The organism is Aquabacterium sp. CECT 9606, from assembly GCF_918741295.1.
Classification (GTDB): domain Bacteria; phylum Pseudomonadota; class Gammaproteobacteria; order Burkholderiales; family Burkholderiaceae_C; genus Aquabacterium.
The window spans coordinates 747,899-772,015 of sequence record NZ_CAKKNB010000002.1 but is presented as its reverse complement, the minus strand read 5'-3'; the positions used below and the strand labels follow the sequence as shown (position 1 = coordinate 772,015).

The following is a 24,117-nucleotide window of genomic DNA, read 5'->3' as shown; positions in this document are numbered from 1 at the left end:
AGGCTCCTTCAGCGCGAAGCGGCTGCATCAGGCGCGGCAGCGGGGGCCGAGGCCGGCCCGGACGCAGCCGTGGGCTGCCAGGGAACGGCCTTGACCGGCGCCTTGGGGTTCATCATCTTCTGGAACCCATCCACCATGACTTGCTCGCCCGACTTCAGGCCGCCCAGCACCACCCACTGGTTGCCCCTGGCACCGCCCAGCTTGACGGGACGAGGCTTGACCATCCCATCGGCGCCCACCACCATGACGGTGTCGCCTTGTGTCGATCGGGTCACGGCCTGCTGAGGCAACAAGATGCCGCCATCGACCTGGGCTTGTTCCAGGCGCACGCGCACATACAGTCCGGGCATCAAGGCCCCATCCGGGTTGGGCACTTCGGCGCGCAACGAGACCTGGCCCGAGGTGCTGTCCACGCTCAGGTCAGAGAACAGCAGCTTGCCGGGCAGCGGGTACTCGGTGCCATCGTCCAGCAGCACGCGCACACTGGCGGCCTGCCCACCGGCGCGCTTGAGCTTGCCCTGCGCCATGGCCTGCCGGAGCTTGAGCACCTCGGCCGCCGACTGCGTGAAGTTGACGTACAGCAGGTTGGTTTGCTGGATCAGCGCCAGTTGCGTGGCATCGCCCTGCCCCACCAGCGCACCTTCGGTGACCAGCGCCCGGCCGATGCGGCCAGAGATGGGCGCGGTGACCGTGGCATAGCCCAGGTTGATGCGCGCGGTTTGCACTGCGGCCTTGGCAGCGGCCACATCGGCTTGCGCCTGGCTTTGCGCCACCTGCGCGTTCAAGAACTCTTGCGGGCTGATGGCCTTGGCCGCCTGCAAAGGTTGATAGCGGTTGACCAATGCGGATGCCTGGTTCAGATTGGCTTCAGCCTTGGCCTGCGACGCCAGGGCACTGTCCAGCGCTGCCTTGAAGCTGCTGGGATCGATCTGGAACAAGACCTGCCCGGCCTTCACATCGGAGCCTTCCACGAAGTTGCGTTGCTGCACGATGCCCGCCACCCGGGCGCGCACCTGCGCGATGCGCGACGCTTCAAGGCGACCTGGCAGCTCGGTGATGATGGGCACCGTTTGCGGCTGCACCGTGACCACGCCCACTTGCGCGGGGGGCATGCCACCGCCAGGCGCGGCAGCCGGCGCCGCGGCCTTCGGCCCGCAAGCGGCCAGCAGGGAGGCGGTCAAGGCCAGCACGGCCCATGCGCTGTGTCGCGAAATCATTCCCTTGTCATGGCTGGCCATGGATCACCTCTTCAAAAATACTTGTCTGGTCAATCAATTTGGCAACTATACATACATTCCTGTATGTATGAAATGAAATCGGTGACAATCAGGCACATTGACCCGATCGACCTGATGAAACCGGACATCCTCCATGCGCCGCACCAAAGAAGACGCCCTGTTGACGCGAGAGCTGCTGCTGGATGCCGCCGAGCTGGTCTTTTCAGACAAAGGCGTGTCGCGGACCTCCCTGCAAGACATCGCCCAGGCGGCGGGCATGACCCGTGGCGCCATCTACTGGCACTTCAAGGACAAAGCCAGTCTTTTTAACGCGATGATGGACAGGAGCACCTCGCCCATTGAAGAGACCATCGGCCGAGTAGGACAAGAAGCGAGCGACGACCCGCTGGCCCAGGTTCGCGCGGCCATGATGGACGCCCTGACCCGCATCGCCACCGAGCCGCGCACTCGCCGCGTGATCGGCATCGCGGTCAACAAGGTCGAGTACGTGGACGAGCTGAGCGATGTGCGCGCACGCCACATCAGCGTGCACCTGAACTGCCAGGCCCACCTCGAAAAAGCCTTGAAGCGTGCGCAGAAGCTGGGCCTGGTGGCCAGCCAACCCAGCGCCCGGGTGATGACGGTGGGTTTGCAGGCATTGGTGAGCGGCCTGATCAACACCTGGATGCTGGACGACAAGCTCTTCCACTTGACGCGCACCGGGGCCCAGGCCATCGACCTTTACTTGTCCGGGCTCAAGGCCACGTCGCCATCGCTGGTCTCGTCCAGGCTCACGTCATCGTCCAGATGCCGCGTGTCGGCCCAGCCCAGCAGGCTGAAACCTTCGGGGCTGTAAAGCAGCCGGTTGATGCTGACATTGCCGATGGTCCAGGTGCGTGGCGCCTGCAAGGGAATGTGGTTGGCGGCGCGGTAAAAACAATCGAGCACGCCGCCATGGGCCACCAGGGCCACGGTCTGCCCAGGATGCAATTGGGCCAGGCGCTCGGCGGTGTCCACGCAGCGTTGGTAGAACGACTGCAAGGTCTCGCCCTCTTCCGGGCCATAGGTGGGATCGCGCTCGCGCCAGCGACGGCCTTCCTCGGGCCACTGCAAAGCGACCTGGTTCTGGGTCATGCCCTCCAGGCGCCCAAAGTTGCGCTCACGCAGGCCCTGGTCCAGCTGCAGCGTCAGGCCGGTGGCGCGGGCCACGGCCTGGGCGGTGTCGCGCGCACGCTGCAGGTCGCTGGTGTAGATCGCGTCCAACCCTTCATCAGCCAAGGCCAGAGCCAGGCGCTCGGCCTGCCAGCGGCCATGCTCGTTCAAAGGAATGTCGGTGTGGCCCTGGATGCGCGCCTCCAGGTTCCAGGCCGTTTCGCCATGGCGAATGACCAGCAGGCGGGTGATGTGATCGCTCATGCCACCCATGATGCCTGAGTTGGCCGCTCAAACACCCCAGACGATGGGCTCCTTCGCCGCCTGCGCAGTTTCGATCATCTGGATGAGGGGCCAGGCGCGGCGGCGCAGGTCCACCGCATTGACGTCGGGCTGCTGGTCATCGTCGTCTTTGGCCGCGGCCACGTCCTCCGCCACGGGCTCATCACCAGGCAGGGATCGAAGCGCCGCCAACGCAGCCGGCATGTCCTCCGGCGTCAGGATGCCCTTGGGGTCGGGCGATTTACCGATGTGGTGCAGCAAGGCGTGCGCGTGCGCGGTCAACATCAACAGCTCGCCCGTGGCTTGGGATTTGAATTTGAATGTCATGGGATACCTCCGGCTTCATTGTGCGCCCCACCGACAAAAACCCTGGCGGGCACATGCCGACGCAAGCCATAAATCTCCATCGCCTTGATGAAAGATTCGGCGCTGCGCTCAATCAGGAAGCGCTGGTTGAAGCACGCCGACGCGTCCCGCTTCATTTGCGCCCAGACCGTCGGATCGGCCTGGACCCACCGGTCCAGCAGCCGCTGGGTGCCGGGCAGGTCGTCGGAATCCACCCAACCCGCCCCGGCCTGCTGCACTTCACGCCAGATGTTGACCTGGTTGGACATCAGCACCGGCACAGAGCAGGCCAGCGCCTCGGCCACGGCAATGCCAAAGTTCTCCTGGTGCGAGGGCAGGATGAAGGCATCGGCGCTGTGGAATGCGCCCCACTTGAGGTCGCCAGACACCATGCCTGTCCAGGTGATGTGGCGCTGCAAGCCCAGTGAGGTGGCCAGGGCTTTCATCTCCGCCCCATAAGCATCATCGGCAGGGCCGGCCATGACGACATGCAGGTTCCCGGCCTGCTCGGCAGGCAGGCGTTTGAGCAAGGCGGCAAAGGCGTTCAGCAGGAGGTCGGGGCCCTTTTTGACATGCACCCGTCCCAGGAATAACAGGCAACGTTTGCCCGCCAAGTGCGGAAAGCGTTGGAGGAACACCCGGCGTTGCGCCTCGGCATCACCCACAGGGGCGCTGGTGCCGTAATTCACCACGTACTCGTCGCACTTGTAGAGCCAGAAGGACTGGCGGGCCAGGCGCCGCTCGTCTTCGCAGGTGAAAAGCACCGCAGTGGCATCGCGCAGCACGCGGTACTCGGCCCAGGGCCAATAGAGCCACTTCTTCAAATGCTTGAGCGGGTAGGTGCGCTTGAACCAGGGGTCCAGCATGCCGTGGGTGTACACGAAGTAAGGCGTGGGCGAACCCCGCAGTGCCCGCCAGGCGCCAAAGGAGTGGTACTCCCAGATGCCATTGATGATGACCACGTCGTAGTCGCTGCGGTGCTGGCGCAACCAGGGCACCAGCTTGGAGGTGTAGCGGTAGCGCACGGTTGGCGGCCCCATGGCGTGGCACTTGATGGGGCAGCTCTTGACCCAGGGGCTGTCGGGGTCGTCGAGCGAGACCACCTCCACGGTGTGGCCCTGGCGCTGGTTGACGGCGGACAACTGCTTGACGCCTTCAATGGGCCCGCCACCAACGGGGTTGACCGATGAAATGCAATGAAGGATGCGGAACGACATGAAGCAAAAGCCAGTTGTCAGCGATGGGAGGTGCGATCGGTGAAGCCTGCCATGGCGTAACTCTCGCGGGCACAGTCAGGACAGACCTTGGGCATGGGCGGCGTGCCCGCGTGCTCGCAGAGGTAGCTTTCAAGCCTGTGCCAATGACCGTCTTTGGCCGCGATTCGGTGGCATTGGGTGCACACAGGCCAGGGCCTGGTCAATGTCCCCCAGCGCCGGGATTCGGCACCCAGCGCCGCGCGCGCGTAGTGAAAGCCCAGCGCCACACACAGGAAGAAGACGAATCGATGCAGCGCGTTCCAGTAAACCACCCACCACTGCCCATAGAGGTGGCCGGCCACCACATCGGCGGCGATCCACACCGCCGAGCACAAGAGCGCCGACAGGCACCCGCCCATGAGCCCAAAAGACCGCGTGCTCAAGATGAGCGGCAAGGCATACACGGCGAACACGGACACCTCGTAACCGGTGACGTAATCCACCCACCCGCAGAAAGCCGTGGCGGCCAGCACCAGCAGCAACTGGCCCATCCGCGATGAGTGATGGACCGATGGGGAAGTGGGACCGTGTGACATGGACACCAAGCCTATCCGCCAACTGTGACAACACGGTGATCCGTCCCGGCGTCCTCAGCGACCAAAACCAGAAGAACTGTCACAGAAGATTTCTAAACTCCGCCCGACCACTTCGATTGATTGCCATCCATGCCGCACGCCGCCTCTCTCGTGATCATTGGAGCCACCAATGACATTTGAGCAAATCTTTGCCATCCTGAAAGCACGCTGGATCATCGCCTTGAGCGTGTTCGTGGTGGTGCTGGGCGCGGTCACCGCCAAGACCCTGCTCAAGGCCAAGGACTACACAGCCGAGGGCTCGGTGATCGTTGACATCAAGTCCCCCGATCCCATCGCCGGCATGGTGCTGGCGGGCGCCGCATCCCCCAGCTACCTCATGACCCAGATCGACGTCATGACCAGCCAGCGGGTGGCCTTGAAAGTGGTGTCCGACCTGAAGCTCTATGAGGTTTCGTCTTTGCGCGAGAACTGGATGAAGTCCACCAAAGGCGTGGGCGATTTCAGAGGCTGGCTGGCCGACATGTTCCGCCACTCATTGCAAGTGCACCCATCGCGCGGGTCCAACGTGATCAATGTGGCCTTCACCGGCGCAGACCCTCAATTTGCCGCGGCCATCACCAACGCCTTCATCAAGGCCTATCTGGATGTGAACTTGCAGTTGCGCACCGAGCCGGCCAAGCAGTACACCCGATTTTTCACCAGCAACGGCAAGCAACTGCGCGAAGACTTCGAGGTGGCGCAGGCCAAGTTGTCGAAGTTCCAGCAAGACCAGGGACTGGTGGTCACTGATGAGCGGCTGGACGTCGAAATGGCCCGCTTGACGGAGCTGTCTTCACAGCAAGTGCAGATGCAAGCCGCCGTGGCCGATTCAGGCAGCCGGCAGGCCGCCGTCAACGCACAGGGTGACAAAACCCAGGACGTGATGATGAACCCGCTCGTCAGCGCGCTCAAGACCAATCTGACCCAGCAAGAGAACCAGCTGCAGTTGCTCACCACCAAGCTGGGCGATGAACATCCTCAGGTGAAGGAGCTGGCCAACAGCATCGCCGACATGCGCAAGAAGCTCGACATGGAAGTGCAGCGTGTCAGCAAGAGCTTTGGCATCAGCAACTCGGTGAATGTGTCCAGGGAGAGCCAGGTCCGCCAGGCGCTGGAGGCCCAACGCCGCAAGGTGCTTCAGATGAAGGCCGTGCGCGACCAGGCCGCCATGCTGCAGCGCGACGCGGACAACGCGCAACGCGTCTACGAGCAAGTGGTGCTTCGCCAGAACACCACCAACCTGGAAAGCCAGGCCTTCTTGGACAACGTGGCGGCCCTGGAATACGCGACGGCACCTTCCGTTCCCTCGGGCCCGCGCATCCTCAACAACATCGGCCTGGGCGGTCTGGCGGGCGCCCTGCTGGCCTTGACGGCCGCGCTGCTGATGGAGCGCAAGGACAGGCGCCTGCGCACACTCAACGAGATCGAGGCGCTCACGAACCTGCCCGCGGTGGGATCGATCCCTGCCTTCAAGAGCCGAAAAAAGGCCACGGCCTTGCCACGTCGACTCCACCTGCCGCACGTGTCCACACCATGAATGCACCTGAACGCGAAGTCAAAGTTGAGGCCTCACTGGGTGACATCCTGCGCACGACCAAGGGGCTCACGACCAGCCAGCTCACCCGGGCACTGGACTATCAGCACGAGCACAAAATTCGCTTTGGCGATGCCGTCGTCGCCTTGGGCATGGCCCGACCAGAGGACATCGCCTGGGCCTTGTCCCAGCAGTTTCACTACCCGTACAGCCCGACCAAGGAGCAGGCCCTCAACGACGAACTGGTCGTGGCCAACGACCCGTTCAGCGAAGAGGTCGAGTCTTTCCGAGACTTGCGATCACAGCTTCTGATGTCGGTGATGAGTGGGCAGAACGCACGCAGCGCCCTGGCCCTGGTCAGCCCCGATGTGGGCGACGGCAAGTCCTTCATCGCCGCCAACCTGGCCGTCGCGTTCAGCCAACTGCCCGGGCGCACCTTGCTGGTCGACGCCGACTTGCGGGCAGCCCGCCTTCACAAGCTCTTCGGTGTGGAGTCCGGCTCTGGATTGACCAGCATCCTGGCGGGCCGTGCCGAACCCAATGTGATCAAGCCCGTGGGCCACCTGCCCAACCTCTACTTGCTGCCAGCAGGCGTGGGTGCGCCCAACCCTGTCGAACTGTTGCAACAATCGGCCTTTAGCCTCTTGCTCTGCGATCTGCAAGAGAAGTTTGACCACGTGCTGGTCGATACCCCGGCAGCCTCGCACGGGTCTGACGCACGAATCATTGCCACGCACTGTGGATCCGCTTTGGTCATCGGGCGGAGGAACCGAAGCTCCGCCCCGCACTTGCAGAAGTTGGTCAAGCAGCTCACCAAGGGATCGGTGCAGCTCGCTGGCGTTTTGATGAACGAGTTTTGAATGATGAGCACCATGGTCCCCAAAAAACGCGTTGCACTGATCACTGGCGTCACCGGCCAGGACGGTTCTTATCTGGCTGAGTTCTTGTTGAAGAAGGGCTACGAGGTGCACGGCATCAAGCGCCGCTCCAGCCTGTTCAACACCGACCGCATCGATCACCTGTACCAGGATCCGCATGTTGACAACCGCAACTTCATCCTGCACTACGGCGACCTGACCGATTCCACCAGCCTGGTGCGCATCATGCAAAAGGTGCAGCCCGACGAGGTTTACAACCTGGCCGCGCAGTCGCATGTGGCCGTGAGCTTTGAAGAGCCCGAGTACACGGCCAATGCCGATGGCATCGGGGCACTGCGCCTGCTGGAGGCCATCCGCATCCTGGGGCTGGAAAAGAAAACGCGCTTTTACCAGGCCTCGACCTCCGAGCTGTATGGCCTAGTGCAAGAGATTCCGCAAAAGGAAACCACGCCTTTCTACCCCCGCAGCCCTTACGCGGTGGCCAAGTTGTATGCCTACTGGATCACGGTGAACTACCGCGAGGCTTATGGCATGTACGCCTGCAATGGCGTGCTGTTCAACCATGAAAGCCCGGTGCGTGGCGAGACGTTCGTGACGCGCAAGATCACGCGCGCCATCAGCCGCATCGCGCTGGGCCTGCAAGAGTGCCTGTTCCTGGGCAACATGAGCGCGCTGCGCGATTGGGGCCACGCGCGCGACTATGTCGAGATGCAATGGCTGATGCTGCAGCAGGAGGTGGCCGAGGACTTCGTCATCGCCACTGGCGTGCAGTACAGCGTGCGCCAGTTTGTGGAGTTCTCGGCCAAGGAGCTGGGCATCACGCTGGCTTTTGAGGGTGATGGTGAACGCGAGATTGGGGTGGTGGTCAATGTGCAGCCGGTTCACGGTCACATGTTGGCCTCTTGCAAACCTGGCCAAGTCGTGGTCAAGGTGGACCCGCGCTACTACCGTCCCACGGAAGTCGAGACCTTGTTGGGCGACCCCTCCAAGGCCAAGGACAAGCTGGGCTGGACGCCTCAAACCACGCTGATGGACATGGTGGGCGAGATGGTGCGCAGCGATTATGAATCGGCCAGAAGGGACAGCCTGGTCAGATCAGCCGGCTTTCAAACCTATGACTACCACGAGTAGCCCGCCTGCCGGCGGCCACCATGCCACCTCGGGCATTTCGCTGTCCATGCCACAGGACCTGCTGGTGCTGAGTCTGGGCCTGCTGGCCATGTTCACCCTGACCTTGTGGGACCTGCTGCAGGACAACGAAGCAGGCCTGTGGGCCAAGGGTGAACACAGCCACGGCCCGATCATGCTCAGCATGGCGCTGTGGCTGTTGGTCACCCGTTGGCGCGAGCACACCGCACCGCCCGGCACGCCGCCGCGCCAAGGCTGGTGCTGGCCAGCCTTCGCCGCGGGCTGCCTGTTCTACGTGGCAGGACGAGCACTGGGCATCATCTACTTCGAGGTTTTCGCCTTCATCCCCATGATGATCGGCGTGGTCCTGCTGGCGGGTGGCACGCCTTTGCTCAATCGGCTCAAGTTCCCGCTGTTCTTTCTGCTGTTCATGGTGCCCATCCCTGGGTTCCTGCTCGACCCGATCAGCCAGTTCATCAAGCTGCACATCTCGATCGCGGTGACCAATGTGCTGTGGGCCATGGGCTACCCCATCACCCACACCGGCGTGGTCATCAACATCGGCCAGTACCAGTTGCTGGTGGCCGACGCCTGCGCCGGCATGCGCACCTTGTTCATGCTCGAAGCCATGGGCATCTTCTACCTCAACGTCGCGCGCCACTCCTCCTTGCTGCGCAATATCACCTTGGGCTTGCTGATCCTGCCGATCTCGTTCACCGCCAACATGATCCGCGTCATCTTCCTGGCCCTGCTCACCTACCACTTCGGCGACGAAGTCGGCCAGGGATTCCTGCACGGGTTCGCGGGGGCGGTGCTGTTCCTGGTGGCCTTGGTCCTGATTGTTTCCATCGATGGCTTGATGCGCTGGACTGCGTCCCGCCTGCCATCTTCCACCAGGTGAACGCATGTTGCTCAGCCCCCCTCACATCAAGATCAGAACCCTGTTGTTGGCGGTGACCATCATGGTGGGCTCGGTGGTCGCGGCCGAGCTTCTCAAGCCGCGCAAACCCTGGGCCGATGTCATTGGTGAACCTCACTACGCCGCGTTGGTTCCCGCGCATTTTGGTGACTGGCAAGAACTGCCCTACGCGCAGAAATCGGTGGTCAACCCCGTGCAGGAAGAGAACTTGATGCGCCTGTACAGCGAGACCTTCGCACGCTCCTATCTGCACCGGCCCACCGGGCGCCGGATCATGCTGTCGATTGCCTATGGGCGCGAGCAGTCGAACGACACTCAGCTGCACACCCCCGAGGCCTGCTATCCCTCGCAAGGTTTCAAGGTCGAAGCCCGGACCGAGCACACGGTCAGCTCGCCGTTCGGCGGCATTGATTCCGTGCGGATGATGACCACGCTGGGGCCCAAGCGCACCGAACCCCTGACCTACTTTGTCCGCGTGGGCGATGGCGTGGCACGAGGATCCCGAGACCGCAACATGGCCCGCGTGATGATGGCGTTGCGGGGTTATCGGGTCGACGGCATGCTGTTCCGCATCTCCGAGATCACGCGGCGAAGCGATCCCTTTGAGCTGCAAGACCGCTTTATCCAGGATCTTTTGAATGCGCTGGGCCCGCAAGCCCGCCGCAGCCTCATTGGCAGCAAGAGCGCGGTGTGAGCCCCTTGCTTCAACGGATCATGGCGGCGCTGGGAGCCAATGCTTTCGGCCAGGTCACCAACATCGTCATCCAACTGGCCTCATTGCCACTGTTCCTGCACCGCTGGGATGTGGCCACTTACGGCACCTGGCTGATGTTGTCCGCCATTCCAGCCTATCTGTCGATGGCCGATGTGGGCATGGTGGCCACCGCCGGCAACCGCATGACCATGGCCATCGGGCGGGGTGATGCCCGGCAGGCCAACGCCATCTTTCAAAGTGCCCTGTTGTTCATGCTGCTGGCCTGCGGTGGTCTCGCGGCCATCGCATTGCCCGTGGTACTTTGGGCGCCCGTCCCAGGCCTGGTTGGATGGGACGAACGCCTGGCCTTGGCCGCCCTGGTCTTGACCGTGCTGCTGGCCTTGTTTGGCGGACTGGCCGAGGCCATCTTCAAATCGACCGGCCGATACGCGCAAGGCACCATGCTGGCCAATGGCCTTCGGCTGGCTGAATGGCTGGGCGGGATGATCGGCTTGTTTGCCGGAGGAAGTTTCGCGGCCGTCGCGATCGCGGCGCTGCTGGTTCGTGCCGCGGGCATCTTCTGGATGATCTGGTGGTCGGGCCAAGGCCCGCATCCCTTTTCCTGGGGTCTGAGAGCAGCGCACACGGCCGAGGTCCGCGCCATGGCCACGCCAGCGGTTTCCTTCATGGCCTTTCCCTTGGCCAATGCTTTGAGCTTTCAAGGCATCACCCTGGTGGTGGGCCACCTGTTTGGTCCAGCCATGGTCGCGGTGTTCAACACCTACCGCACCCTGGCCCGCGTGGCGGTCCAGGTCACCGGCACCTTTGGGCACGCCCTGTGGGCCGAGCTGTCACAGCTGTATGGACGAGGTGGCGCCCAAGCGGTGGCGGGGCTTTACCGGCGTTCCGCCTGGATCGGCGCAGCGCTGTCCGTGGGGCTGAGCCTGATTCTGTACCTGCTGGCGCCGTGGCTATTGCAGCTGTGGACCCATGGCCGCATCGGCGTTCAACCCGCCCTGATCGGGATCTTGCTGGTGTACGCGGCCGCAGGCGGCGTGTGGCATGTTCCCAGGGTGCTGCTCATGGCCACCAATCAGCACGTGGGCCTGGCGCAATGGACTTTGCTGGCCGCCACCGGGTCCTTGGGTCTGTCCTGGGTGTTGGGCCAGTGGCTTGGCTTGGAAGGCGCAGCGCTGGCCATGCTGCTGTCCGAGCTGGGCATTGCCGGGGTCTGCCTGGTTCTGGCCCAAAGAATGACCTCGCCTCACAACCCCACCCCACAGCCCATTGCATCATGAAAATCGCGCTGTCCACCATGGGGACGTTCCACGCTTTTGACCTGGCTCGGGAGCTTCACACCAGCCAGTCATTGGCCGCCATCTTCACGGGCTACCCGCGATTCAAGCTGAAGACCAGGCAACTGCCCCCCCAGCTGATTCGGACTTTCCCGTGGATCCACACCCCCTACATGGCCTTCAAGCGCAAGGATGCCTTGGGGGCCAGTGTCGTGCGCGCCTGGGAACACCTGGACCGCACCACCTTTGACCGGCATGTGGTGCACAACCTGCCCGACTGCGATGTGTTCGTGGGCATGTCCGGCTCGGCGCTCCACAGTGGCCAGGCCGCCAAACGCCGAGGCGCGCGCTATGTGTGCGACCGAGGCTCGTCACACATCCGCGTGCAAGACCGCCTGCTGCGCGAGGAAGCCGACCGCTGGGGGCTGGCTTTCGATGGCATTGACCCACGCGTCATCGAGCGCGAAGAGGCCGAATACAGCGAGTCAGACTGCATCACGGTGCCTTCCAGCTTCAGCCTGGAGTCCTTTGTTCAACGTGGCGTGCCCAGGCAGAAGATGCGCCTGCTGCCCTATGGCGTCAACCTCGATCTGTTCAAGCCCCATGGCCAACCGATGCCCGGGCGGTTCGATGTGCTTTACGTGGGGGGCATGAACCTCAACAAGGGCATCCCTTACCTGCTGCAGGCCTACCGCGCCTTCCAGCATCCCCGCAAATCGCTCAGCATGGCGGGCACACCCTCTCCGGATTTCATCGCCAAGATGAAGCGGCATGGCTTGTGGGACGACTCCATCCGCGTCATGGGCCACGTGCCACAGACGGAACTCACATCGCTGATGAGCCGCAGCCATGCCATGGTGCTGGCCAGCGTGCAAGAGGGCTTGGCACTGGTGCAAGCGCAAGCCCTGGCCAGCGGCTGCGTCGTGATCGGCACCGAGAACACCGGTGCGCGCGATCTGTTCAATGAGGGGCAGGAAGGCTTCATCGTGCCCATTCGCGACCCTGCGGCCATCACCGCGCGATTGCAACAACTCGCCGACGCTCCCCTGTTGCGGGCCGAGATGAGCCGCAGTGCCGTCGTTCGCGTGCAGAGCGCGGGCGGCTGGCGCGACTATGGCGTGAAAGCGCAGGCCATCTATCGGGAGTTGATGGCGTGAGCCGTTTGCGCATCCTGTACCTCGGCACGGTCAGCGGAACTTGCCTGGACCGAGCCCATGCCTACCGCCGCCTGGGACATGAAGTCGTCCACTGGGACATGCGCCAGTGGTTGCCCCGAACCGGCTGGGTGGACAGGGTCACGTGGCGCATCGGGGGCCATGCATTTGCGCCTTGGCTGGCGCACCGCATGAAAGCCGAGCTGCGCGGCCTGCACTTCGATCTTTGCCATGTCGACAATGGCGAATGGGTGACCCCGGCCATCATCGCGGCACTCAAGGCGCACTGCCGGCACGTGATCAACTACAACATCGATGACCCGACCGGACCACGTGACCGCAGGCGCTTTTCGGCCTACCGCATGTCCGCGCCACACTACGATTTGCTGGCCGTGGTGAGGCAGGAGAACGTGGCCGAATGCCTGGCGCTGGGGGCTCGCCGGGTGACCCGCGTTTGGCGGTCTGCCGATGAGCTGGCCCACGCGCCACGCGCCATCACGCCGGACCTGGCATCGCAATGGCGATCCCAAGTGCTTTTTCTGGGCACCTGGATGCCTGAAAGAGGCCCCTTCCTGCTGGAGTTGATCCAGCGCGGCGTGCCGGTGTCGATCCGTGGAGCGAACTGGCACAAGGCGCCCGAGTGGCGCCAGCTCCAACCTCATTGGAAAGGCGGCGCCATTGGCGGCCACGACTATGCCCATGCCATCCAATGCGCCAGCATCAACATCGGCATGCTGTCCAAGGGCAACCGAGACTTGCACACCACCAGGTCATTGGAGATCCCAGCCTTGGGGGGCCTGTTCTGCGCCGAACGCACGACAGAGCACAGCGCCATCTACCAGGAGGGGGTCGAGGCGATTTTCTGGCGCGATGCCCAGGAGTGCGCGGACCAATGCCTCGCATTGCTCGCTCAGCCCGACAAAGCGGCCGCCATTGCCGCCGCCGGACACCGCCGCTTCCAGGCCAACCGGCACGGCAATGAAGACATCCTCAAGGCGGTGCTGAACCAGGCCACATCGGGCACCACACCATGACCAGGTTTCAACTGTTTGCACGGGCCATGCAGTTGGCTTGCGTGGTTTGCGGCCTGCTGCAACTGGTCATTGACCGCTCCCATGACAACGGCCTCTCGGTCCTGCTCATCGTGGCGTCGACCCTGTTGATCTACCAATACCTGGACCGCAGCCGGGCCACGGTGGACTACCCGGTGTCGTCCCTGGCCATCATCGGTTTCAACGTGACCTCGTCACTGGCTTCGCTGGTGGCGCAGACCACGTCCTGGGTCCCGGTGTCTCAGTTGCTGCGGGCGCCCGTTCTCACCTTCTCTGTTCTGGCGGCCGTGTCGATCATCGCGGTGTTGGTCCATTGGATATACCGCCACCTGGCCGCGACCGTCAGCCTGCGCGACGGCTTGGCCATGCACGTGTTCAGGCCCTTGGGGGTGCTGGACGCACCGCCCATCGCCACCTTGTGGGCCATGGCGATGCTGGGCGCCTTGTCCACCCTGCAAGGTGGCGCCGCGTTTGGCGACGCTGGTGGAAAGTTCTTTCAAGCCCTGAGCTTCTTGCAGTGGCTGCCCTTTGCCATCCCGTTGTACTACAAGAAGTATGGCCACCGGTATTGCGACATCAAGAAGCAGATCCCTTTGCTGATCGCTTTCACGATCGTCTTGATGGGGATTGGCCTGCTGCGCAATGCCCGTCAGCTCATGCTGATCGGCCCGGTGCAAGCGGCCCTGGTCTATTTCATCTGGGCCATGCAAGACCCCAGCGCCGTGCGCAAAAGCACCTTCGTGAAAGCCGGCGCTGGATTGGTGGCGGTGCTCCTGGGCATCACCTTGTTCACCGATGTGGCGGTGGCCATGGCCTTGGCGCGGGACAAGCGGGAGACCCTGACACCTTGGCAAATGGCCCAAGAGACCTACCAGCTGCTGGGTGAACGCGACAAGCTGGCTGAATACCGCATGAACGGAACGCTGGACGCCAGCCTGAAGACTTACGACGAGGCCTACCTCAGCAACCCGCTTCTGGCGCGGTTCTCAGAGACCAAGTTCCACGACAACATGCTCAACTTTGCGTTCAGCTTCAATGCCAAGCAGCGGGGTGAAGTGCTCGACACCAACGTGGACAAGCTGCTGATGACCTTGCCCCAGCCGGTACTGGACATGCTGGAGATCAAGCTGGACAAGCAACGCAACGCCTACTCCATGGGCGATTTCTACCGGTACCAGAACGAGGGATCGCAGCCTTTGGGGGGCTTTGCCACCGGGTCCATGTGGGCCGATGTCATCGTCATTGGCCAGGATTTCAGCCCTTTCCTGGTGGCCATCCTGTTCCTGCTCTTGTTCCTGTGCTTTGACTCGCTGTCGCTGCGGGGCGAGATCTTCATGGTGTCGCCCATCATGCTCGGCGGCACCTGGGGCATCCTGTTGTACGGGCTGGGCAGCGAATCGCTGGCCTCCAAGCTGGCCTTCCTGCTGCGGGACATGCCGCAGAAGGTGCTGATCTACGCGGCGCTGGCGTTCATGCTCAACATGGTGTTCAAACGCACGCCAGGTGGCCCGCTCAGCCGTTCTTGACGGCAGGCAAGCCCTGTTCGGTCACTTTCAGCACGATCATGTATTCATAAATGGCACGCAGCACCGCATAGACGAAACCAGCCCGTCCATCCAGAAAGCCGCGCTTGCCCACATACAAGCCCAGAAACATCACCAAAGGGCGCAAGGGCAGCTGGTAGTAAATGCCCTTCTGGTGCATGCGGCGCTCGTTGATGTCCTTGGCGAACAAGGCTTTGGCCCAGCTGAACTTTTGATCGCTCAAGCGCTTGCTCACAATGTGCTTGGCCTCGAAGGTGCTGTAGTCGTTGTGTTTGGCAAACCAGTGACTCATGCCCTTGCTGAACGGGAAGTGGTCAAAGTGGGCGTCCATTTCACCCACCGCACCATCCACCACCGTGATGGGGTTGATGATCCGCTCATAGTGCACCGCAGCCGGCTTGATCAGGCGAATGTTGAAGGGTGACGGCGTCACGTGCTTGATCCAGGTACCCAGGAAGTAGTCACGCCGGTGAACCCGGTAGGCGGCGCAATGGCCTGGGGCCGACAACATGGCCTGGATGCTGGCGACCAGCTCGGGGGTGGCCCGCTCGTCGGCATCCAGGAGCAGCAACCACTGGTGCTTGAAGGCAATGTTGCGCAGCCCCCAGTTGCGGTGCGCGGCTTCATCGCCCCCAAAGGGCGCGGCGCTGCCTGGGTAGCTGCGCACCGTCACCGTCGCGCCTTGCGCCTGGGCCAATGCCACCGTGCTATCGGTGCTGCCGGAATCGAGCACATGCACGTCGTCGCTCCAACCCACACTGTGCAGGCAGCCCGGAAGATCGTGTTGCTCGTTCTTGGTGAGGATGAGCACGGAGACATTCGTGCTGCCCTGGATCACGGCGTGTCCTTCCGCGCCATGGTGCGGTCTTTGATGCGGACGCACGGATTCCCGGCATACACCGACCACGGGATGTCCAGGCTTTTGCTGACCACCGATCGAGCTCCCACCACCACGCCATCGGCCACCGACACGCCGGGGCAGACGAACACGCCCGCCGCCACCCAGCTTCCGCTGCCAATGCGGATGGGGCTGTAGACCAAGGGCATGCTGGGCTGGCTGAAATCGTGCGATCCCGTGCACAGGTGCGTGTCCTGAGACACCACCGTCTGACGGCGAATTTCGACCAGGGCGAAGTTATAGATATCGACCCCGCGCCCAATGGCCACGTGGTCTTCCAAATGCAAGTTCCAGGGCATCAAGACCTTGATGCCAGGCATCAGCAGGCAATGGGGCCCGACGCTGGCGCCCATCAGCCGCAGCGCCATCACGCGCACAGGACTGCAGGGCTTGGGCAACCAGCGAACCAGCGGCTCCAAGCCCCACGTCCACAGAACCCGACGCAGCTTGATGCTGTTGGACCATTCGGTCTTGCTGGCCGCCAGGTCGATCATGCGGCCACTCGAAAGCGCAACCAGCGGTAGACGCCCGGAAAGTGGTCATTGAGCACCGACGTCAACAAGTAGGTCAGGCGCGTGGCCACGCGTCTGACCAGCGGCACGCCCAGCACATCCCGCTGGACCTGCCAGTTCTCGGTGCGGCCTCTTGCCTTGTTCTGAACCGAGGTGCCCGTCAGGTCAAAGATGCTCAGCGCGGTGTCCAGCCTGACGATGCGCGCGGTCTTCCTGAGGAAGCGCGAGGTGAACTCGTAGTCGCCAGCAATTTTGAACGCTGGGTTGAACCGCATGCTGCCAATCAAGGCGCGGCGGTAGTACATGGAGGGGTGGCAGGCGAACATGCCGTAACCCAATTTGAGGTGCCCTCGGGCGACCTTGTGGATCAAGTGGTCACCGGCGTATTGCTGGAGCGTGTCCCCATAGAGAAAGTCCACCACGCCGGATCGCAAGGCCTTGGCCACCGTTTCGAGGGTGTGCTCATCCTTGAAGGTGTCGCCAGCGTTCAGGAACACGACAAACTCTCCTTGTGCCCGGCCCAGGCCCTTGTTCATGGCATCAAAGATGCCTTTGTCAGGCTCGCTGACGACGCTGGTGCGGGGTCCGACCAGCGCGAGCGCGTGGCCGGCGGTGCCATCCGTCGAGGCACCGTCCACGATGATCCAATCGTGGTCTTTGCAATGCTGGCTGAGCACACTGGCGTGCGTCTTCCTCAAGCCGTTCAGGTCATTGCGGACAATCGTGATGATCGATACCAAGGCCATGGGGCCACACTCCGGAGCTCATTCACCGGCGATTGAACCTCTGGCGTGTGTCATGCGCGTGGCAAAGCGGAACACCCCCATGAATTGGGGGTCAGGCTTTTCTCAGGCCTTCATGAATCCCAGGTCCGCCTGGCCCGAAAAGTTGACCAGGTTGGGAAAGACCTCCCCGAGTTGCGTCGGGCTCAGCCCGAACCAACGCCCCAAGGTCGCCCCATATTGGTCCACCGAAATCCTGGGCAGCAAGATGCCGTTGTGGATCTGGTCGGGGCTGCCATCAAAGCCGTTGTCTCGGCTGTTCTTGCGGGCCAGCACGGGGAAGGCACCATGGACATCGCCCCCCTGAACCGCGCCCCCCATGACCAGGTGATGACCACCCCAGCCGTGGTCGGACCCATCACCATTGCTGGTGAACGAGCGCCCGAAGTCGGACGCGGTGAAGGTGGTGACGTTTTGCGCCATCCCCATCGCCGACAAGGTGGAGTCGAAGTACTGCAAGGCATGGTTGAGCTTGGCCATGAGATCGGCGTGGGCCAGGTTCTGCTTGTTGTGGGTGTCGAAGCCCCCCAGGCCCACGAAGAACACCTGGCGCTTGACCCCCAGCTTGCCCTGCGCCGCGATGGTCCTGGCCACCACTTGCAACTGCTGAGCCAATGGGTTTTGCGCGCGCGCCCCGGCCACGGTGGTGTATTGCAGGACCGAGGCTGGCCCAAACGGTGCCACGGCGTCGCTCGGCAAAGCCGCGGACAAAATGCGCTCGGCCTGGATGCTGCGTTGGTTCGTGGCGGCCATGTCCAGCGCCATGACATGGGGACTGCGCGAGCCGGTCACGATGCGTTCAAGGGCCGCCCCGACCACGTCGGAGCCATACACCCGGCTGACGCCCAGGGAGTCCGGCTCGGTGCCCATGCGCACTGGCCCGGACGGGCTGACTTGGTACTGCCGCACGGTTTTGCCGGTGAGCCACACGGACTCTCCGCTGGCCGAAATGGCAGTGAACAGGCTGCTGTTGTCGGCCGAGACCAAGGCATCGGCCAGTCGCCCACCCCATCCCATGGCGGTGCCTTCCGGGGCCAGGGCCATCCAGGTGCTTTGCTGGTCGTTGTGCGAAAACAGCTTCTTGGGTTTGCGCTTCAGGTTCTGCAGGTAGTCGGTCTTGCTCAAGGGCTCGGTCAGCGCTCCCACATTGGCCACCACCGCCATTCGTCGGCTGGTGTTGAACAGGCCTTGAAGCCCACCAAGCATCGGGTGCATCGCGAAGCTGCGCCCGGTTTGGGTGGACGCTGCCGAGATCGGCAGCACGCCCCCCAACCACTCGGGCGATCCCACCCTGGCACTGCGGTTGGGCGCCACGTTGCGCAACAGCGCAATCGACTCCGGCTGCTGATTGCGCACCGCCGTGTAGTTGGACCAGGAGGGATCATCGGTCGCGAGCACGGTGTTGAAGGCGTCGTTGCCGCCATACAGGAACACGCAGACCAGGGCCCGGTAGTCGGCGGCAGCGGGTGCGGCCAAAGCGCTGGCGGCGGCCAGGTTCATGGCCAGGGGCGCGGCGGCCCCCATAATCGAAAACGCACCGGATTGTTTCAAGAACAAACGGCGAGAAGCGTTGTTGCCGTGATCACGCATGATGCCGCTCACTTCTGTACCTGGAATTCGGGGGAGGCCACGGTCAGCAGCAAGGCCGACCACAAGCGGTATTTGCGGGTGCCCGCGATCTGGTCAGCGGTGGGGGTGGGCTTGGCCCGGAAGTCCACCGCCATCACGGCCTGTGTGATCTCTGTCTTCAGCGCCGCAGGCATCGTGCCGTACATCAGCCTTTGGTTGAGCTCCTCCACCAGCGTCGTTGGCTCATCTGCCCTGGCCAGCCAGGGGCTGTTGGGGTTGACGTTGAAATCAAGCTGCACATCGCCCCGGGTGCCTTTGTTGTCCAGGCCTGCACGGCCGGTTCCGGCCCAGATGAAGCTGGTCATGAAGTTGACATACGCGGCGGCGGTGGTCTCGGTGGCGATCTGCAACTCGGGCGTCACCAGCTTCGCCGCCGCAGACGACGAGCCGGGCTTGACATAACCGGGCCGAAAGAAATTGAACACCGAGGGAGAGGCCAAGGCCGATTGGCCCAGGGACTCGGCCGTCGAGTTGATCAGGTACAGCCCGCTGTCAGAGCGTGCATCCATGGCGCGCAACAGGGCCGAGAAACGCAAAATGGGCTCGCGCACTTTGCCAAAGGTGCTGCTGTTCAGCGCTGCTGTGTTCCGCGCCTCGGTGTCCAGCAAGATGGCCGACACCGTGGTGCGCAAACTGCCCCCTGAGGCCTTGAAGGCCGACGCCACCCGGGCCACGTAGGCGGGGCTGGGATTGCTGGTCACCAGGCGCTGGATCAATTGCTTGCCAATGAACGGCCCCACATTGGGATGGCTGGACAAGGTATCGAGCGCCGCCTTCAAGTCCGCCTCGGGCGTCGACAGCAGGTTGGCCGGCACCACGGTCCCCAGAAAACTTTTCTCGGCGGTGGAGTGGTACAGCGCAAAGCCACGCATGTCCGCGGTGAACTGCTCCGGAATGCTGGGGTTGGAGAAGAAGCAACTGGCCGTGAACCCTGTCGAGCAGTTCAGGCCCCAGCCTGTGAAGACCTTGGCCAGGTCGGACACATCGGCCGCCGTGTAGGTTTCCAATGGTTGCTGCCTGGCATCGGTCTTGACGCTGCCATCCAGGTTGAGCTGATACAGGCCAATTGAAAACAGCTGCATGACCTCGCGTGCAAAGTTCTCGTCGGGCACCCGCCCGGTGCTCAGGTCTTCTTTCTGGTTTTGAAAGTACGACAGGTAGCAACCCATCACCGGATGCAAAGCCACGGACTCCAGCAGCTCGCGGTAGCTGCCGAACGCCTGGCGTCCCAACATGTCCAGGTAGCCGGCGGCGCCCCGGCTGTAGGCGTTGCTGCCACAGCTGTCGGCGGTGGACACCACGAAGATCTCCGACAAGGCCAGGGCGACACGCTGCCTCAACTGGTCAGGTCCGGTCACCGCCTGGCGCCAGAAGCTGCTGGTCACCTCACCACTGCTGGCCCGTTGTCCCGCGTCGATCTTCATGATGGCGGCGTTGCTGGCATCCCAGGCGGCCACGTGCGATGTCGATGACATGGGCACGGCGAATTGTTCGTCCAGCCAGGTCTGGTAGCCCACCGCCATCAGGTGATCGACCTCCGCCTGCGTGGGCCCAAAGGTGGCTTGCGTCAGGAACCGAGTGGCCTGCTGGCGCGTGATGGGAGCGCTGGTCGACAAGCCATTGCTCTGCGCCAGCAGCTCACTGGTCGTGACTTGCTGAGCAGGCTCGGCAGGTGGCGCGCTCACCACACAACCGTCACAAGCGCCACCACCGCCACACGCGGCCATGGACCAGGTCGCGACGGCCGCCAATGCCATGCTCCGCACACTGGCCAGGATCGACAAGCAGCATCTCTTCCACATGCTCAGTTCCATTGACAACCACGCACCCACTTTTGAACAACATCCATGATCAGGCCTGGCCCTGCGGTGAGGAAAGGAGAAAAGGCACAGCCGGCCAGGCTATTACGCCTGCTTACGCAGATGTCCGCGTCGTCATGGCGTCACATGCCTTGTTCAAAATCAGGCGGCATGAAGCTTGTGTTTTTCTGCCACCCCTCGTTCATGCGCTCGCAAAGCATGCCGCGCTTTGCCAGGATGATTGGCGGCGCCATGCAGGCCAAAGGGTGCGACGTGGCTTACTGGGCACCGCAGGCGTGGGTCCATGCCTTGTTCGACAACACCCGGCTGGCCAAATGGGCCGGCTATGTGGACCAGTACCTGCTCTTTCCCCTGCAGGTGAAAGCCCGTCTGCGAAGGCAGCCACCGGGCACCTTGTTCGTGTTTTGCGACCAGGCCCTCGGCCCATGGGTTCCCCTGGTCAAGCACCTGCCTCATGTGGTCCACGCCCATGACCTTCTGGCACTGCGCTCGGCCCTCGGGCACATCCCCCAAAACCCGACATCCAGCACAGGCCGGATCTACCAACGCTACATTCGGCGCGGCTTCAGGCAGGCCCGGCATTTCATCTCGGTGTCCAAACGCACCCAGAGCGATCTGGTGGAGCACGGCCAAGTTCAGCCCCAGACGTCGTGCGTGGTCTACAACGGCTTGAACTACCCCTACAAGCCCATGCCCCGCGCCCGGGCCTTTCAGAAGCTGAGCATGGCGGGCCTGCCTGCCAATGACGATGGCATGGTCCTGCATGTGGGCGGCGGCCAATGGTACAAAAACACCGCCGGCATCATCCACCTGTATGCACGGTACGCCGCCCGGCACGAGCACCCGCTGCCACTTTGGATGATCAGCCCCCACCCGTCCAACCCTGAGGTTGTTGATGCTTTGAAGCAAGTGCCCGCGCAAGGCCGCGTCTTGTTCTACCAGGGCATTGACAATGTGGCGCTGGAAGCGGCGTATTCAGTCGCACGGGCATTCTTGTTCCCCAGCCTGGCCGAAGGCTTTGGTTGGCCCATCGTGGAGGCCCAGGCCTGCGGCTGCCCGGTCATCACCACCGATGACTCGCCCATGAACGAGATTGCCGGACCGCTGGCCAGCTACCTGCCCATTCTTCAACCGGGTGAGGACATCAGCGCGTGGGCCGAGCAAGGTGCTGATGTGCTGGAGGCGGTGCTTCAAGCCGATGCGAACGAACAGGTCGCTCAGCGCCAACGGCGAATGGCCTGGGCGGCGCAGTTCACCACGCAAAAAGCCATTGAAGGCTACCTCTCAATTTACCGCACGGTGCTCGCACTGGACTCTTGAGTTGCAAGCTTGACCGACACCCTGGCGCGGCATTCGGCACTCCCCCGGTTCACGAAGGTGACAACTTGAAACGTCACCATTCGTTCAGAACTCAGGGCGCTTAGCGACACAGCCCCAAGAGTCAATAGACCTCCAACACCGACAGATGCATCGCGTGATCCATGCGGATCACGCGGCGGCCTTGTCACGCCTGTTGGATTCACCAGAACAGTTGCCAGCGCTGAAGAAAGAACACGCGTGAAGATCCTCATTTACAGCGCCAATTTCGCCCCCGAGCCCACAGGCATTGGCAAGTACTCTGGCGAGATGGCGGAGTGGCTGGTGTCGGAAGGGCACGAGGTTCGCGTGGTGGCCGCACCACCTTACTACCCAGACTGGAAGATTGCCGAAGGCCACGTGTGGCCACCTTATCGCCAAGAGGTCTGGAAAGGCGCACGCGTTTGGCGCGCCCCGCTGTGGGTGCCGGCCAAGCCCAGCGGGCTCAAGCGCATCTTGCACCTGCTGACCTTCGCGGCCTCTTCATTGCCCGTGATGCTGCGGCAAGTGGGCTGGCGGCCCGACGTGGTGTTGACGGTGGCACCCGCCTTTGTGTGCGCACCCGCGGGTTGGCTGACCGCCCGGTTGTCAGGCGCCCAGGCCTGGTTGCATGTGCAGGACTTCGAGATCGACGTGGCCTTCAAGATGGGCCTGATGGAAGGCCGCCGGGCGCGCCAGGCCCTGCTGTGGCTGGAGCGCCGCATGCTCCGACGCTTTGACGTGGTGTCGTCCATCTCGGTGCGCATGGTGGAGCGCTTGCGCAACAAGGGCGTGGACGGCGATTGCGTCCGGCACTTCCCCAACTGGGTGGATGTGGACAAAGTGCGCCCGCTGGGCCATGTGAGCGCCTACCGCGAAGAACTGGGCATCTCCCAAAGTTCCATGGTGGTCTTGTTCTCGGGCACGCTGGGCAGCAAGCAGGGTTTGATGATGATCCCGGAAGCCGCCAGGTTGCTGGCGCACCGCACAGACGTTGAATTCGTGATCTGCGGTGATGGGGTGATGAAGCCACAGCTTGAAGCCGCCTGCATGGACTTGGACAATGTGCGCTTGTTGCCTTTGCAACCCGTCGAACGCCTTGGTGAGTTGCTGGGCCTGGCCGACATCCACTTGCTGCCGCAATGCCCCCAGGCCGAAGACCTGGTGCTGCCCTCCAAGCTGTCGGGCATGCTGTCCAGCGGCCGGCCCGTGGTGGCCACCTGCCACGAGGGCACGGAGATGGCGCATGTGGTGTCCCGCTGCGGCATCGTGGTGCCGCCCAACGACCACCCGGCTTTGGCCGATGCCATCGAATCATTGGCCAATCAACCGGATGCCCGCCATGAGCTGGGCCTGCTGGCACGCAGGTTTGCGGAAGACCACCTTGCGCAGAAGTCAGTTCTGGGCAAGTGGATTCAGCAACTGGATGAATTGCTGGCGCCGGATCCGATCACCATTGACTCCTGACCCTACTCTTTGAAGCGCGCTTCCTCCAGCCTGTCCAACCAGGCTTCTGCCATGTTTTCCAGGGTGACCTCGCCCATGCCCAATACGGGCACTTGGCGCGCCAAGGTATCGGCTGGCTTGCGGCTGCGGTACATCTCCACCACCGACACTCCGACTTGGTAGAGCTGCTGGTTGCGCACCTCCAACACCCTCTGGGCCTGGGTACTGCGCTCCAACAGGGCCGTGACGGCCGCCACGCGTGACTGGCTTTCCTGAAGCTTTCGACTTTGCTCCTCGTGCTGCGTCTTGAGCGTGTCCAACTCGGCCTTGGCGGTGGCGAGTTCGGACTCCAGCTGAGCTGATCGCGTCTGCGCCGCACGGGCCTCCGCTTGGGCGGAACTCACCTTGGACGCCGTGCGCTTGAGCTCGCCATCCAGCCTGCCCATGTCCTGAGACAGGCTGTCCTTCTCAGCGGCCAGCTTGGCCTTGTCTCGCTGCAAGGTGCTTTGCTCATCCTGAGCGGCGCGCAGTGCTTGCTGAACGCGTCGCAAAGCCTCGCGCTCCCGGCTGGCCTTGTCCTGCGCTTGTGCCGGAAAGACCGCGGCCGCGAGGGCCAGGGTCAACGCCACCATCACTGGGGTGCTCTTGTTCAACAGCTGATTCATGGTCG

23 protein-coding genes are annotated in these 24,117 nt (G+C 63.0%); 12 read left to right on the top strand and 11 right to left on the bottom strand.

Annotation, left to right across the window (positions count from 1 at the left end; genetic code table 11):
- Positions 1–8: 8 nt before the first annotated feature.
- Positions 9–1,217: an efflux RND transporter periplasmic adaptor subunit gene (locus tag LQ232_RS11220; protein WP_230180403.1), complete on the bottom strand. Its 1,209-nt coding sequence runs from the start codon at positions 1,215–1,217 to the stop codon at positions 9–11.
- 154 nt (positions 1,218–1,371) lie between these two features.
- Here LQ232_RS11220 and LQ232_RS11215 point away from each other — a divergent pair, with 154 nt between their 5' ends.
- Positions 1,372–2,073: a TetR family transcriptional regulator gene (locus LQ232_RS11215; RefSeq protein WP_230180402.1), complete on the top strand. Its 702-nt coding sequence runs from the start codon at positions 1,372–1,374 to the stop codon at positions 2,071–2,073.
- Here the strand turns inward: LQ232_RS11215 and LQ232_RS11210 are convergent.
- Genes LQ232_RS11210 through LQ232_RS11195 form a run of 4 tightly spaced genes read right to left on the bottom strand, consistent with a single transcriptional unit; the run spans position 1,959 to position 4,788 of the window.
- On the bottom strand, positions 1,959–2,633 hold the full coding sequence (locus LQ232_RS11210; protein ID WP_230180401.1) for a histidine phosphatase family protein: 675 nt from the start codon (positions 2,631–2,633) through the stop codon (positions 1,959–1,961). The genes LQ232_RS11215 and LQ232_RS11210 overlap by 115 nt on opposite strands.
- Positions 2,634–2,660: 27 nt before the next feature.
- Positions 2,661–2,978, bottom strand: coding sequence for a DUF1840 domain-containing protein (locus LQ232_RS11205; protein WP_230180400.1), 318 nt, complete (start codon positions 2,976–2,978; stop codon positions 2,661–2,663).
- Entirely contained in the window at positions 2,975–4,213 is a 1,239-nt protein-coding gene (locus tag LQ232_RS11200) for a glycosyltransferase (protein WP_230180399.1), read from the bottom strand. The genes LQ232_RS11205 and LQ232_RS11200 overlap by 4 nt, the downstream gene beginning before the upstream one ends.
- Positions 4,214–4,230: 17 nt before the next feature.
- The gene (locus LQ232_RS11195) at positions 4,231–4,788 is read right to left on the bottom strand and encodes a hypothetical protein (protein ID WP_230180398.1); all 558 of its coding nucleotides are present in this window, start codon (positions 4,786–4,788) and stop codon (positions 4,231–4,233) included.
- Between the two features lie 169 nt (positions 4,789–4,957).
- On the opposite strand from LQ232_RS11195, the gene epsF reads away from it, so the two are divergent.
- From epsF to LQ232_RS11150, 9 genes are read left to right on the top strand one after another with little or no spacing between them, the layout of a single operon-like run.
- Positions 4,958–6,364 carry a chain length determinant protein EpsF gene (gene epsF, locus LQ232_RS11190; protein ID WP_230180397.1) on the top strand — a complete coding sequence of 469 codons (1,407 nt, stop codon included), beginning with the start codon at positions 4,958–4,960 and terminating at the stop codon, positions 6,362–6,364.
- Entirely contained in the window at positions 6,361–7,221 is an 861-nt protein-coding gene (locus LQ232_RS11185) for a polysaccharide biosynthesis tyrosine autokinase (RefSeq protein WP_230180396.1), read from the top strand. Before epsF ends, LQ232_RS11185 begins: the two co-directional genes overlap by 4 nt.
- 12 nt (positions 7,222–7,233) lie before the next feature.
- Complete coding sequence (gene gmd, locus LQ232_RS11180; protein WP_230180395.1) at positions 7,234–8,370, top strand: GDP-mannose 4,6-dehydratase; 1,137 nt, start codon at positions 7,234–7,236, stop codon at positions 8,368–8,370.
- On the top strand, positions 8,354–9,268 hold the full coding sequence (xrtB, locus tag LQ232_RS11175) for an exosortase B (protein WP_230180394.1): 915 nt from the start codon (positions 8,354–8,356) through the stop codon (positions 9,266–9,268). Before gmd ends, xrtB begins: the two co-directional genes overlap by 17 nt.
- A gap of 4 nt (positions 9,269–9,272) precedes the next feature.
- Positions 9,273–9,980, top strand: a complete 708-nt coding sequence (locus LQ232_RS11170; protein ID WP_230180393.1) for an exosortase C-terminal domain/associated protein EpsI — start codon at positions 9,273–9,275, stop codon at positions 9,978–9,980.
- Positions 9,977–11,278 carry a lipopolysaccharide biosynthesis protein gene (locus LQ232_RS11165; protein WP_230180392.1) on the top strand — a complete coding sequence of 434 codons (1,302 nt, stop codon included), beginning with the start codon at positions 9,977–9,979 and terminating at the stop codon, positions 11,276–11,278. The genes LQ232_RS11170 and LQ232_RS11165 overlap by 4 nt, the downstream gene beginning before the upstream one ends.
- A complete protein-coding gene (locus LQ232_RS11160; RefSeq protein WP_230180391.1) occupies positions 11,275–12,432 on the top strand; it encodes a glycosyltransferase in 1,158 nt (385 codons plus the stop codon). Before LQ232_RS11165 ends, LQ232_RS11160 begins: the two co-directional genes overlap by 4 nt.
- A complete protein-coding gene (locus LQ232_RS11155; protein ID WP_230180390.1) occupies positions 12,429–13,463 on the top strand; it encodes a glycosyltransferase in 1,035 nt (344 codons plus the stop codon). The genes LQ232_RS11160 and LQ232_RS11155 overlap by 4 nt, the downstream gene beginning before the upstream one ends.
- The gene (locus LQ232_RS11150) at positions 13,460–15,007 is read left to right on the top strand and encodes a hypothetical protein (RefSeq protein ID WP_230180389.1); all 1,548 of its coding nucleotides are present in this window, start codon (positions 13,460–13,462) and stop codon (positions 15,005–15,007) included. Before LQ232_RS11155 ends, LQ232_RS11150 begins: the two co-directional genes overlap by 4 nt.
- Here the strand turns inward: LQ232_RS11150 and LQ232_RS11145 are convergent.
- The 5 genes from LQ232_RS11145 to LQ232_RS11125 all read right to left on the bottom strand — a co-directional run bounded on the left by LQ232_RS11145 (position 14,994) and on the right by LQ232_RS11125 (position 20,648).
- Complete coding sequence (locus tag LQ232_RS11145) at positions 14,994–15,863, bottom strand: glycosyltransferase family 2 protein (RefSeq protein WP_230180388.1); 870 nt, start codon at positions 15,861–15,863, stop codon at positions 14,994–14,996. The two genes, LQ232_RS11150 and LQ232_RS11145, sit on opposite strands and share 14 nt — an antisense overlap.
- A complete protein-coding gene (locus LQ232_RS11140) occupies positions 15,860–16,417 on the bottom strand; it encodes a putative colanic acid biosynthesis acetyltransferase (protein ID WP_230180387.1) in 558 nt (185 codons plus the stop codon). Before LQ232_RS11140 ends, LQ232_RS11145 begins: the two co-directional genes overlap by 4 nt.
- A complete protein-coding gene (locus LQ232_RS11135) occupies positions 16,414–17,181 on the bottom strand; it encodes a glycosyltransferase family 2 protein (protein ID WP_230180386.1) in 768 nt (255 codons plus the stop codon). The genes LQ232_RS11140 and LQ232_RS11135 overlap by 4 nt, the downstream gene beginning before the upstream one ends.
- 102 nt (positions 17,182–17,283) lie before the next feature.
- Positions 17,284–18,807, bottom strand: a complete 1,524-nt coding sequence (locus LQ232_RS11130; protein ID WP_230180385.1) for a DUF1501 domain-containing protein — start codon at positions 18,805–18,807, stop codon at positions 17,284–17,286.
- A gap of 8 nt (positions 18,808–18,815) precedes the next feature.
- Positions 18,816–20,648 carry a DUF1800 family protein gene (locus LQ232_RS11125; RefSeq protein WP_230180384.1) on the bottom strand — a complete coding sequence of 611 codons (1,833 nt, stop codon included), beginning with the start codon at positions 20,646–20,648 and terminating at the stop codon, positions 18,816–18,818.
- A 168-nt stretch (positions 20,649–20,816) separates the two neighbouring features.
- Between LQ232_RS11125 and LQ232_RS11120 the strand changes: the two genes are divergently transcribed.
- Both LQ232_RS11120 and LQ232_RS11115 read left to right on the top strand, forming a co-directional pair.
- Entirely contained in the window at positions 20,817–21,986 is a 1,170-nt protein-coding gene (locus LQ232_RS11120) for a glycosyltransferase family 1 protein (RefSeq protein ID WP_230180383.1), read from the top strand.
- A gap of 237 nt (positions 21,987–22,223) precedes the next feature.
- Complete coding sequence (locus LQ232_RS11115) at positions 22,224–23,468, top strand: glycosyltransferase WbuB (RefSeq protein ID WP_230180382.1); 1,245 nt, start codon at positions 22,224–22,226, stop codon at positions 23,466–23,468.
- A 2-nt stretch (positions 23,469–23,470) separates the two neighbouring features.
- Here the strand turns inward: LQ232_RS11115 and LQ232_RS11110 are convergent, their stop codons facing one another.
- The gene (locus tag LQ232_RS11110) at positions 23,471–24,112 is read right to left on the bottom strand and encodes a hypothetical protein (protein WP_230180381.1); all 642 of its coding nucleotides are present in this window, start codon (positions 24,110–24,112) and stop codon (positions 23,471–23,473) included.
- Positions 24,113–24,117 lie beyond the last annotated feature (5 nt).